Here is an 11,411-nt window from a genome sequence, read left to right on the forward strand (position 1 = left end):
TGGCTTACCGGCGCTTGACCACGCGCTGCTCGACCACCTGATCGAGGGTCCAGCGAATGGAAGAGGCATCCGCCGGCGGATTGGCGATCTTCTCCTCGATGATCCGGATGCGATATTCGATCCCCGGCTGCGGCTCGAAGCCGACAATGCCGCCATAATGGAGCTGCCAGGGATCGCTTTCCTTGGTGCGCACCTGGAGGCAGGTCATCGGCGCGACGCCGGTGCACGGCCTGGTCTCGGCCGAGACGTAGATGAACTTGCGCAGCGCGTTCGCGGCGGGCTTGTGCGCGGCGCGATAGGTCAGGGTGGCGCCGTTCGCGGTCCGCAGCACGAGGCGGTTGCCATCGATCCGGTAGGAACGGACCGCGGCGAGGCTGGCGACATAGGCGCGCTCGGTCGCCATTGCCGGCTCGGGGCAGGCCATGAGCGTGCTCGCGAACTGGCCCTTGCCGTCGCCGAGCCGGATCGTCCGCCCCTTCACCCGATAGGCGCCGCCGGCGCGATTGCATCCCGTGTCCGCGGAGAAGCTGTGGCGGCCGGCGTCGAAATCGAGCCGGAGCGGCCTGCCCTCCGGCAGCTTGCGGCCGCTCCAGGCCACGAGGTCCCAGTGATGCGCGGCCAGGGCGGCCGTCCCGGTGCGCTGCGGCGCGGGTGCCGCCACTGCGGCGGTCGCGCCGGCAGAGGCCAGGGCAAGGAGACCAATCGCGGCCCGACCGGCCGGATGCGAGAAAATCATGTCAAACTCCCGTTGATACTGGCGCCGCCTGTGGACGCGGCGGAATGAACGAGACGTGTCCCCGCCGTTGCCGGCCTGAAAGGAGCGGCGCCCCGCCAGGGCCCGGATCAGCCGGTGGTGACGGCGCGATCCTATGCCAGGCCGGCGCGATTGACGAGCGGCGCCGGCTTCCCAATGATCGGACTCGTTCAGGCGCATCGATCAACGATGGCCGCAGCATGGGCGCGGGCCGGCACCATCGGCGCGCGGAGAGGATGAGGACAGGCGTGACGACGGACGAGCCACCGGTCTTTCCCGACAGCTTCAACATGGCGGATTACTTCGTGTTCGCGAACCTGGCGGCGGGGCGCGGATCGAAGACCGCCCTGCTGTTCGAGGACCAGGCGATCACCTATGACGAAGTGGCGGCCCGAGTGACGCAGGTCGCCGAGCGGCTCCTCGCATCGGGCCTGCTGCCCGAGCAGCGCGTGCTGCTGTGCATGCGCGACTGCCCCGAATTCGTCTATGCCTGGTTCGGCGCGCTCAAGGCGGGCGCGGTCGTCACGCAGGTCAACCCGATGCTGCCGGCGGCCGACTATTCCTATTATCTCGGCTATGTGAAGCCGCAATTCGCGTTCATCGACGAGACCAGCCTGGAGGCCTTCCAGGCGGCGCGCGCCCAGGCCCGGCATTGCCGGGATCCGAACGCGGTCATCCTGGTCGGCGAGGCGCCCGGCCTGCCCAGCTTCGACGCCTGGATCGCGGCCCCCGCGCCGGCCGCGCCGCCGCCCTGGCCGACGCGCCGGGACGATCCGGCGGTCTGGCTCTTCACCAGCGGCACCACCGGGCAGAGCAAGGGCGCCGTCCATTGCCATTTCCACTTCGCCTACAACACCGAAGTCTATGCCAAGCGCTTCATCGGCATGACGGCGGACGACATCACCTTGTCCGGCCCGCGGCTTTATTTCGGCTATGCCACCGGCACCAACCTGATGTTCCCCTTCGCCATGGGCGCGACCGCGATCCTGTTCCGCGAGCAGCCGACGCCGGACCATATCTTCGCGCTGATCGAGCGCCACCGCCCCACGGTGCTCACCAACGTGCCCACGCTGATCAACAAGATGCTCGAGGCGGAGGCGCGCGCGCCGGACCTGTCCAGCATCCGGCTGATGTGGAGCGCCGGGGAGGCATTGCCGCGCGAGCTCCACGCGCGCTGGAACGCGCGTTTCGGCGTGCCGATCATCGACGGGATCGGCAGCGCCGAGAGCTTCCACATCTATATCAGCAACCGCCCCGGCGACATCCGCCCGGGCAGCCTCGGCAAGCTGGTGCCCGGCTATGAAGCCGATCTGCTCGACGACAGCGGCATGCCGATCGCGGGCGGCGAGATCGGCGTGCTGCGCATCCGCGGGGATTCCGCCGCGCTCTATTATCATGGCGATTATGCCAAGTCGAAACGCCACCTGGGCGGCGGCGCGATCGTCAGCGGCGACCTGTTCCGGCGCGATGCCGAGGGCTATTGGTATTATGAAGGCCGCGGCGACGACATGATCAAGAGCGGCGGCATCTATGTCAGCCCGCTGGAAGTGGAAGGCTGCCTGAGCGAGCATCCGGCGGTGCTCGAATGCTGCGTGTTCGGCCGCGCCGATGCCAATGGCCTCGAAAAGCCGGTGGTGGTCGTGGTCCCGCGCCCGGACGCCCCGGCGAGCGAGATGCTGCAGGCGGAGCTGCTCGGCTTTGCGCGCGCGCGCCTCGCCCATTACAAGGTGCCGCATCACGTCTTCTTCTCGCCCGATCCCCTGCCCCGGAACGATCGCGACAAGATGGATCGCAAGAAGCTGCGGGAGATCTGGCGATGATGCTCGGCGACCAGCCCTGGACGCGGGTGCAGGCCGCGCTGCGAAGCGGCGCGCCGGTGGTGGCGATCCTGCCGCTCGGCGCCGTGGAGGCCCATGGGCCGCACCTGCCGCTGTGCACCGACGTGATCATTTCCGAGGGCATGGCGCGCCGCGCCACCGTGCTGCTCGCCCGGGAAGGCCTGCACGCCTTCGTGCTGCCCGCCCTCGCTTATGCCCCCGCCCATTATGCGGCCGAATTCCCCGGCACCATCTCGATCGGCGAAGCCACGGCCCGGGCGGCGATCCTCGACATCGCCGCGAGCCTGAAGGCCCAGGGCTTCGCCTGTCTGGCGCTGGCGAACAGCCATTTCGATCCGGCCAATGTCGCGATGCTGCGGGGCCTCGCCGCGGAGGTCGCCGCGCTCGGGCTTCCGCTTGCCTTTCCCGACTTCACCCGGCGCGCGCTGGCGGCGGAGCTGACCGAGGAGTTCGTTTCCGGCGCCTGCCATGCCGGCCAGTTCGAGACCAGCCTGGTCCTTGCCGATCGGCCCGACCTGGTGGACGAGCCCGCGCGCGCAGCGCTCGCCGACAATCCGGCCAGCCTCGTCACCGCCTTCGCCGCCGGCGCGACGACCTTCACCGAGGCGGGCGGGCCCCAGGCCTATTTCGGCTATCCTGCCCGCGCCACGGCACGGGAAGGCGCCGAGACTTCCGCGATCATGGCCGAGGCGATCGTGCGCGCGGTTCGCGCGGCGATCTAGCAGCGCTTCGCAAACCCTTGTGCGTGCGGCCCGGTCGCGCGCCGCGACAGGTTCGTCGCAGCCAAATTGCCGCATGCCGGCCCCGGGCCGCATGCCGTCGCCGTCCGGGCCTTAGCAAAGGCTGCTGCAACCCTTCGGAGGCTAAGACCCCGCCATCCGGAGGAGTCTTTGTGCCCAACCCGGACAAGGGCGGCGCTGCGTTTGGTTCCGCGGCGTCGCCCGACCCGGCCGCCGCGTCACTCGAATTCGAGGATCGCGGCATCCACGGCCAGGCTGTCGCCGGGGCCGAAATTCGCCGCCTTCACCACTCCGGCCCGCTCGGCGCGCAGGATATTCTCCATCTTCATCGCCTCCACCACGGCGAGCGGCTGGCCGGCCTCGACCCTGTCGCCCGGCGCGACATGGAGCCGGGTGAGCAGGCCCGGCATCGGCGCGAGCAGGAACCTGCTCATGTCCGGCGGGATCTTCTCGATCATGTGGTGCCGATATTGCGCGACGTGCGGGGGATGAACCTCGACAAGATGCGAAGCGCCATGCGCGGTCAGCTTCCAGGCCGATCCCCTGCGATCGACCGCGACGCTGAGCGGCGCGCCGTCGATCTCGGCATCGAGCTGGATATCGCCGAGCCGCCAGTCGCTGTCGAACGCCACTTCGGCGCCGTCGAGGAAGAGCCGGCCGGCATCGGCCGATATCGCGAACCGCTCGCCGTCGATCGTTACCACCCGCTCGCCCGGGATCGGCTGGTGCGCCGCGAGCTGGCCGGAGATGCAGGCCCCGCGCTCGGCCCGCTGCAGGTCGATCGCCGCGGCGACCACCGCCAATTTGCGCTTCAGCGCCTCCGAAGCCGGCGCGCCGTGGAACCCCTCCGGATATTCCTCCGCGATGAACCCGGTGGTGATCGCGCCCGAGCGGAAGCGCGGATGCTGCATCAGCGCCGAGAGGAAATCGATATTGTGGCCGATTCCGTCGATCCGGAACCGGTCGAGCGCCGCCACCTGCAGATCGGCCGCTTCGTCGCGCGTCTCGCCCCAGGTGATCAGCTTGGCGATCATCGGATCATAGAACATCGAGATCTCGCTGCCCTCGGTCACGCCGTCATCGACCCGGACATAGCCATGGTCGCCGCGCGTGCCCGGGGCGCCATAGGGCGTCTCCTCGCTCGCCGGCGGGCGATAGCGCACCAGCCGGCCCGTGCTCGGCAGGAAGCCGCGATAGGGATCCTCGGCATAGACGCGGTTCTCGATCGCCCAGCCGGTGAGCTTCACGTCTTCCTGGGCGAAGGCCAGCTTCTCGCCGGCCGCGACGCGGATCATCTGCTCGACCAGATCGATGCCGGTCACCGCCTCGGTCACCGGATGCTCGACCTGCAGGCGCGTGTTCATTTCGAGGAAGTAGAAGCCCGCGCCGGTCCTGTCGGCGCCCGAGACGATCAGCTCGACCGTGCCGGCGCTGAAATAGCCCACCGCCCGCGCCAGCGCGACGGCCTGCTCGCCCATCGCCTTGCGCATCTCGGGCGAGACGAAGGGCGACGGCGCCTCCTCGACCACTTTCTGGTGGCGGCGCTGGATCGAGCATTCGCGCTCGCCCAGATAGACGATGTTGCCGTGCTGGTCGCCCAGCACCTGGATCTCGATGTGGCGCGGGCTCTCGATGAACTTCTCGATGAACACCCGGTCGTCGCCGAAGCTCGCCAGGCCCTCACGCTTGGTCGCCTCGAAGCCCTCGCGCACATCGGTCTCGCTCCAGGCCAGCCGCATGCCCTTGCCGCCACCGCCGGCCGAGGCCTTCATCATCACCGGATAGCCGATCTCGTTCGAGATGCGCACGGCGTGCTCGGTATCCTCGATCACCCCGACAAAACCCGGCACGACGTTCACGCCCGCCGCCTTGGCGAGCTTCTTGGACTCGATCTTGTCGCCCATCGCCGCGATGGCACCCGGCGGCGGCCCGACAAAGGCGATCCCGGCCTCGGCACAGGCCCTGGCGAAGCTCTCGCGCTCCGAGAGGAAGCCATAGCCCGGATGGATGCAATCGGCCCCGGTCTCCCTGGCCGCGAGCAGGATCAGCTCGGCCTTGAGATAGCTCTCCGCCGCCGGCGCCGGCCCGAGCCGCACCGCCTCGTCCGCCATCAGCACGTGCGGCGCGCGCGCATCGGCATCCGAATAGACCGCCACGGTGGCGATCCCCATCTTCTTGGCGGTGCGCATCACGCGGCACGCGATCTCGCCGCGATTGGCGACCAGGATCTTCTTGAACATCAGGGTTCCTTGAATCCGCTTTGAATGTCTTTGAGCTTGAGCACCCGCTCGCGCGTCATCAGCGTCAGGCAGCGCCCGACAAGGACGGGTTCGAGCGAACCGCCCTGCGCCCATCCCGCCTCGGCGGCGCACTGGGCGTTACGAAAAGCGAGCCAGGCAGGTTGCGAGGCCAGCAGATCATTCCCGGCGCCCGGCCGATCCCGGCGCGGCGTCGGGCGGAAGCGTTTGTCCGCCGCCCGCGCCTCAGCCAGCACGCCCGGCCAGACCCGGTTAAGCTGCGCATCGGCCTTGCGATAGGCCGTATCCCAGCATTCGGCGGCGGCGACGTCGCCTTCCCGGTCATCGCATTCCTGTGACGGCGCGGCGAGCGACAGCAGGAGATACAGGATCATTCAGTATCTCGCTTTCGCAAGATCGCGAACAGCCCAAGCATCATGGCCAGCCCGAAAATGCCGAATGCCAGCCAGTAGAACTGGCCATAGTCGGAGCAGATGAAGCCGACCGCCTGATCATCGAGGGTACAGTCCTGGCGCGGTTTCGCTGCTCGTGCCAGCACGAGCGACAGCAGCGCGGGCGCTCCATGCAGCAGGAGCGCAAGCCCAGCCCGGATCGCCCGCCCCGATTTCACTCCGCCGCCTCCAGCTCGACCTTCACCTCGGCCTGCATCGGCTTGACGCCCAGCCGGGCGAACAGCGCCGCGTCCTTGTCGTCGCCGGCATTGCCCGCGGTCAGCAGCTTGTCGCCGGTGAAGATCGAGTTGGCGCCGGCCAGGAAGCACAGCGCCTGGGTGGCGTCGCTCATGCTCTCGCGGCCCGCGCTCAGCCGCACCATGCTCTCCGGCATGGTGATCCGCGCCACCGCGATCGTGCGGACGAACTCGATATCGTCGATCTGGGCGAGCGGCGTGTCGGCCAGCATGTTGCCCAGCACCGTGCCCTTGATCGGCACCAGCGCGTTCACCGGCACGCTGCCCGGATGCACCGGCAAAGTCGCCAGCGCATGGATGAAGCCGACACGGTCCGGTCGCGTCTCGCCCATGCCGACGATGCCGCCGCAGCACACATTGATCCCCGCCTCGCGGACATGCTCGAGCGTGTCGAGCCGGTCCTCGAAGCTGCGCGTGGTGATCACCTCGGCGTAGCGCTCGGGCGACGTGTCGATATTGTGGTTGTAATAGTCGAGCCCGGCATCGGCGAGCATCCGGGCCTGCTTCTCGCTGAGCATGCCCAGCGTCATGCAGGTCTCCATGCCCATGGCGCGGACGCCCTGCACCATCTCGACGATGGCGGGCATGTCGCGATCCTTGGGATTGCGCCAGGCGGCGCCCATGCAGAAGCGCGACGAGCCATGGTCCTTGGCCTGGGCCGCCGCCTGGAGCACCTGGCGCACGTCCATCAGCTTGGTCGCCTTGAGCCCGGTCTCGGCCGAGACGGACTGGCTGCAATAGCCGCAATCCTCCGGGCAGCCGCCGGTCTTGATGCTGAGCAGGGTGGAGAGCTGGACCTCGTTCGGCGCGTGATGCTGGCGGTGGACGGTCTGCGCCCGGAACACGAGCTCGGTGAACGGCAGGTCGAACAGCGCCGCAATCTCTTCGCGGGTCCAGTCGGTACGGACGCGGCTCTCCCCCGAGAGACTGGAGGCGGCCATTGCATGCTTCATTCGATAATCTCCTCGCCCCGGATCCCGGGGATATTGCGCACGGCTTGCCCTCAGGATGCCGGCGCCGCAAGCAGTCCGAGCGCCGCCTTGAGCGTCTTGTCGTCGCCCTTCTCCTGCCCGGCGGGCGTTTCGATATCCGGCTTCACGCCGACTTCCTGGATGGGTGCGCCCGAACCCCGGAAATACTGCCCCGTGGTTATCCGGATCGCCGCATGGCTGCTGAGCGGCACGATGCTCTGAATCAGCCCGTTCCCAAATGTCTTCTGGCCCACGATCCGCGCACGATGCGTGTCCTGCAGGGCGGCCGCGACGATCTCGGCACCGGATCCCGTCTGGCGATCGGTCAGGACGACCAACGGCAGGCCCCGGATATCGTCGCCGCGCTTGGCGGCATATCGCTCGATGTCATAGGGCTCACGACCGCGTTGCATGCCAATTGGCCCGCTCGCCATGAAGATGTCGGCCAGGTCCGATGCCACCGAGAGGAGCCCGCCGCCATTGCCGCGCAGATCGAGAATATAGCCCTCGGGCTTGCGGGACGAATCCCGAAGCGCGACGATTGCTTGCTTCACTTGCGACGTCACATCGGGGCCGAGCGATGAGACGGTTATGATCCCGACCGCGCCCTCCATCCGCCAACTGACCGGCTTGGCGATATTGACCTTGCGCGCCAGCCGGATCTCGGCCGGATCGACACCGGGTCTTTGGACAGTGAGGGTAACAATGCTGTCCGGCTCTCCGCGGAGACGCGCGACGAACCGATCGAGCCCTATTCCGATCGTGCTCTCCCCGTCGATCCGCGTGATCACATCCCCTTCGTGAAGTATATCGGCGCTTGGGGATCCCGGAGCTGTCAGCACAACCACCGGCATTCCGCCCACCAGGCTTGCCGAAACGCCGATCGACGCCGCGCAATTGCACTTGAGCTCCCTTTGGGCGTCGAGGTCGATATAGCCATCGCGCGCGCCGGAAGACGCGGCCATCCCGTTGATGGCCGCTTCCACCAGCCGGCGCTCGTCCAGCTTTCCGTTCGCGCTCGTCCGCAGGGCCCTGAAATAGGCAAGCAGCTTGGGCAGGTCTCTCACATCCGCTGGCGATATGGCATCCGGCTGCAGCTCGGGAATCATGCTCATGAACCGCGCCGCCTCGGAAGCCATCCTGTCCTCGGCAATGGGGACGAGGCTGTTCTCCTTGATCAACTGGAATGCGTGGGAAAGGTCGCCACTGGACCCATCATGCGCATCCTGTGCGACCGGGAATGCCAGTACCAGTGCCAGCAACAGGCTCATTCCGCAGCTTCCTCGGCCGGGGGCATGTTGTGCCCGAGCAGCCTCAGCACTTCCTCGGCAGCTTTGACAAGGTTGGTGCCCGGCCCGAAGATCGCCTGCACGCCCGCCTCGCGCAGGAACTCATAGTCCTGCGCCGGGATCACGCCGCCGGCGACCACCTTGATGTCCGCCCTGCCCGCGGCCTGCAGCTCGCGGATCAGCTCCGGGATCAGCGTCTTGTGCCCGGCGGCGAGGCTGGAGGCGCCCACCACGTCGACATCGCGCGCGATCGCCAGCGCGGCGGCTTCCTGCGGGGTCTGGAACAGCGGCCCCGGCACGACTTCGAAGCCCAGGTCGCCAAATGCCGAGGACACGAGATTGGCACCGCGATCATGCCCGTCCTGCCCCATCTTGGCGACCAGCATGCGCGGGCGGCGGCCCAGGCGCCGCCCGGTGGCATCCACGCCGTCCTTGAGCCGCGCCCAGACCGTGTCGTCGGCATAGGCGCCGCCATAGACGCCCTGCACCGGGTTGGGCTGAGTGGCGTAGCGGCCGAACCCGGCTTCCATCGCCGCGCTGATCTCGCCCAGCGTGGCACGGGCGCGCGCCGCCTCGACGGCGAGCGCCAGCAGGTTGTCGCTGCCCCGGGCACCCTGTTGCAGCGCGAACAGCGCCGCCTGGCAGGCCGCCTCGTCGCGCTCCGCCCGCACGCGCCGGATCCGCGCGATCTGCGCCTCGCGCACGGCGTGATTGTCGACGTCGAGGATGTCGATCGGCTCTTCCTCGGCCTTGCGATATTTGTTGACGCCGACGATCACCTGCTCGCCGCGATCGATCCGCGCCGCGGTGGCCGCGGCCGCCTCCTCGATCATCGCCTTGGGCCAGCCCGCCGCCACTGCCTTGGCCATGCCGCCCTCGGCCTCGACCCGCTCGATGATCTCCCAGGCCTTGTCGACCAGTTCCTGGGTCAGGCTCTCGATATAATAGCTGCCGCCCAGCGGATCGACGACGTTGCACATGCCGGTCTCCTCCTGGATGACCAGCTGGGTGTTGCGCGCGATCCGGGCGGAAAAGTCGGTCGGCAGCGCGATCGCTTCGTCGAGCGCGTTGGTGTGCAGGCTCTGCGTGCCGCCCAGCATCGCCGCCATCGCCTCGATCGTGGTGCGGATGACGTTGTTGTACGGATCCTGCTCGGTCAGCGACACGCCCGAGGTCTGGCAGTGGGTGCGCAGCATCTTGCTCCGCTCGTCCTGCGCGCCCAGCCTGGTCATCACCCGGTGCCAGAGCACACGGGCCGCGCGCAGCTTCGACACTTCCATGAAGAAGTTCATGCCGATCGCGAAGAAGAAGCTCAAACGCCCGGCGAACTTGTCGATATCCAGGCCGCTGGCGACGCCGTACTTCACATATTCCATGCCGTCGGCGATGGTGAAGGCGAGCTCCTGCACCTGCGTCGCCCCGGCTTCCTGCATATGATAGCCGGAAATCGAAATACTGTTGAATTTCGGCATGTTCGCGCTGGTATATGCGAAGATGTCCGAAATGATCCGCATGCTCGGCTCGGGCGGGTAGATATAGGTGTTGCGGACCATGAACTCCTTGAGGATGTCGTTCTGGATGGTCCCGTCGAGCAGGCTCCTGTCGACGCCCTGCTCCTCGCCCGCGACGATGAAGAAGGCCAGCACCGGGATCACCGCGCCGTTCATCGTCATCGAGACGGACATCTGATCGAGCGGAATGCCGTCGAACAGGATCTTCATGTCCTCGACGCTGTCGATCGCCACGCCGGCCTTGCCGACATCGCCAGTGACGCGCGGATGGTCGCTGTCATAGCCGCGGTGGGTGGCGAGATCGAAGGCGACGCTCAGCCCCTTCTGCCCGGCCGCGAGGTTGCGGCGGTAAAAGGCGTTGGACTCCTCGGCGGTCGAGAAGCCGGCGTACTGGCGGATCGTCCAGGGCCGCCCGGCATACATCGACGCGCGCACCCCGCGGGTGAACGGCGCGACACCCGGCAGGCCGGGATCGATCCCGACGACATCCTCGGCCGTGTAGAGCGGCTTGACCTCGATGCCCTCGGGCGTGTGCCAGGTCAGGTCGCGACCCTTCACTTCCTTCGAAGCAAGGGCTTCCCAATCGGCGGGAGTGGGTTTGTTGCTCAAACTCCTTCTCCCCTTGTGGGAGAAGGAAGGAGCCCGCTGATGCAATCAGCGGGAAGGATGAGGGGGACGTAGGGAGATACAGCCCCCTCACCCTTCCGCGACTGCGTCGCTCCCTCCCTCTCCCACAAGGGGAGAGGGAATGCAGGATCAATGATCACGCGGCGTCTCCATGATCTCGGTCAGCACCCCGCCCATGTCCTTGGGATGGACGAAGAAGATCGGCGTGCCATGCGCGCCGATGCGCGGTTCGCCGAGCACCTTGGCGCCCTTCGCCTCGAACCACGCCTTGGCCTCGTGGATGTCGGGAACTTCGTAGCAGAGGTGATGCTGCCCGCCCGCCGGGTTCTTGGCGAGGAAGCCATGGATCGGCGAGCTTTCGCCCAGCGGCTCGATCAGCTCGATCTGGCTGTTCGGCGTATCGACGAAGCACACTTTCACGCCCTGCGCCGGCAGGTCGAACGGCTCGCGGATCACCTCCGCGCCCATCACGTCGCGATAAAGGGCGATCGACGCTTCGATCGAAGGCGTCGCGACGCCGACATGGTTGAGGCGGCCGAGTTTCATTGGGCAAACCATCCCAGATAGACCAGAATAACGAGGATACAGAGATACAACGCCGAAATGCCCACCCTCCGCGCGGACTCCGATGTCCCCGCGAACAGAACCTGCCCGAGATTGGGCTTCCCGTTCAGGTTCAAAAAGCCATCGATCGCAGTGAAGACGATGACGACGATCCAGAGGATATCGCGCACC

The 11,411-nt window shown here is 67.4% G+C and carries 11 protein-coding genes; 2 read left to right on the forward strand and 9 right to left on the reverse strand.

The features are described 5' to 3' along the window. Positions 1 to 4: 4 nt before the first annotated feature. The gene (locus tag OMP43_RS07350) at positions 5 to 736 is read right to left on the reverse strand and encodes an META and DUF4377 domain-containing protein (RefSeq protein ID WP_280279074.1); all 732 of its coding nucleotides are present in this window, start codon (positions 734 to 736) and stop codon (positions 5 to 7) included. Positions 737 to 1,002: 266 nt separating this feature from the next. Between OMP43_RS07350 and OMP43_RS07355 the strand changes: the two genes are divergently transcribed. Together OMP43_RS07355 and OMP43_RS07360 are read left to right on the forward strand one after the other, a co-directional pair. Continuing rightward, positions 1,003 to 2,574, forward strand: a complete 1,572-nt coding sequence (locus OMP43_RS07355) for a benzoate-CoA ligase family protein (RefSeq protein WP_280279075.1) — start codon at positions 1,003 to 1,005, stop codon at positions 2,572 to 2,574. Then, entirely contained in the window at positions 2,571 to 3,314 is a 744-nt protein-coding gene (locus OMP43_RS07360; RefSeq protein WP_280279076.1) for a creatininase family protein, read from the forward strand. The genes OMP43_RS07355 and OMP43_RS07360 overlap by 4 nt, the downstream gene beginning before the upstream one ends. Positions 3,315 to 3,550: 236 nt before the next feature. Here the strand turns inward: OMP43_RS07360 and OMP43_RS07365 are convergent, their stop codons facing one another. The 8 genes from OMP43_RS07365 to OMP43_RS07400 form a co-directional block, all read right to left on the reverse strand. Next, complete coding sequence (locus OMP43_RS07365) at positions 3,551 to 5,572, reverse strand: acetyl/propionyl/methylcrotonyl-CoA carboxylase subunit alpha (RefSeq protein ID WP_280279077.1); 2,022 nt, start codon at positions 5,570 to 5,572, stop codon at positions 3,551 to 3,553. Beyond that, on the reverse strand, positions 5,572 to 5,964 hold the full coding sequence (locus OMP43_RS07370; RefSeq protein ID WP_280279078.1) for a lysozyme inhibitor LprI family protein: 393 nt from the start codon (positions 5,962 to 5,964) through the stop codon (positions 5,572 to 5,574). The genes OMP43_RS07365 and OMP43_RS07370 overlap by 1 nt, the downstream gene beginning before the upstream one ends. Next, on the reverse strand, positions 5,961 to 6,200 hold the full coding sequence (locus tag OMP43_RS07375) for a hypothetical protein (protein ID WP_280279079.1): 240 nt from the start codon (positions 6,198 to 6,200) through the stop codon (positions 5,961 to 5,963). Before OMP43_RS07375 ends, OMP43_RS07370 begins: the two co-directional genes overlap by 4 nt. Further along, a complete protein-coding gene (gene bioB, locus OMP43_RS07380) occupies positions 6,197 to 7,231 on the reverse strand; it encodes a biotin synthase BioB (RefSeq protein ID WP_280279080.1) in 1,035 nt (344 codons plus the stop codon). The genes OMP43_RS07375 and bioB overlap by 4 nt, the downstream gene beginning before the upstream one ends. Before the next feature lie 50 nt (positions 7,232 to 7,281). Beyond that, positions 7,282 to 8,520: a S41 family peptidase gene (locus tag OMP43_RS07385; RefSeq protein ID WP_280279081.1), complete on the reverse strand. Its 1,239-nt coding sequence runs from the start codon at positions 8,518 to 8,520 to the stop codon at positions 7,282 to 7,284. After that, a complete protein-coding gene (scpA, locus tag OMP43_RS07390) occupies positions 8,517 to 10,658 on the reverse strand; it encodes a methylmalonyl-CoA mutase (RefSeq protein WP_280279082.1) in 2,142 nt (713 codons plus the stop codon). Before scpA ends, OMP43_RS07385 begins: the two co-directional genes overlap by 4 nt. A 147-nt stretch (positions 10,659 to 10,805) precedes the next feature. After that, entirely contained in the window at positions 10,806 to 11,222 is a 417-nt protein-coding gene (gene mce, locus OMP43_RS07395) for a methylmalonyl-CoA epimerase (RefSeq protein ID WP_280279083.1), read from the reverse strand. Continuing rightward, positions 11,219 to 11,410: a hypothetical protein gene (locus OMP43_RS07400; RefSeq protein WP_280279084.1), complete on the reverse strand. Its 192-nt coding sequence runs from the start codon at positions 11,408 to 11,410 to the stop codon at positions 11,219 to 11,221. Before OMP43_RS07400 ends, mce begins: the two co-directional genes overlap by 4 nt. Position 11,411 lies beyond the last annotated feature (1 nt).

Origin of the sequence: Sphingomonas sp. CBMAI 2297, assembly GCF_029870595.1 — a bacterium.
In the GTDB taxonomy this organism is placed as follows: Bacteria; Pseudomonadota; Alphaproteobacteria; order Sphingomonadales; family Sphingomonadaceae; genus Sphingomonas.

Coding starts and splice junctions, on each gene's coding strand:
- OMP43_RS07350 (WP_280279074.1), bottom strand. CDS start 736: ATGATTTTCTCGCATCCGGCCGGTCGGGCCGCGATTGGTCTCCTTGCC.
- OMP43_RS07360 (WP_280279076.1), top strand. CDS start 2,571: ATGATGCTCGGCGACCAGCCCTGGACGCGGGTGCAGGCCGCGCTGCGA.
- OMP43_RS07365 (WP_280279077.1), bottom strand. CDS start 5,572: ATGTTCAAGAAGATCCTGGTCGCCAATCGCGGCGAGATCGCGTGCCGC.
- OMP43_RS07370 (WP_280279078.1), bottom strand. CDS start 5,964: ATGATCCTGTATCTCCTGCTGTCGCTCGCCGCGCCGTCACAGGAATGC.
- bioB (WP_280279080.1), bottom strand. CDS start 7,231: ATGAAGCATGCAATGGCCGCCTCCAGTCTCTCGGGGGAGAGCCGCGTC.
- OMP43_RS07385 (WP_280279081.1), bottom strand. CDS start 8,520: ATGAGCCTGTTGCTGGCACTGGTACTGGCATTCCCGGTCGCACAGGAT.
- mce (WP_280279083.1), bottom strand. CDS start 11,222: ATGAAACTCGGCCGCCTCAACCATGTCGGCGTCGCGACGCCTTCGATC.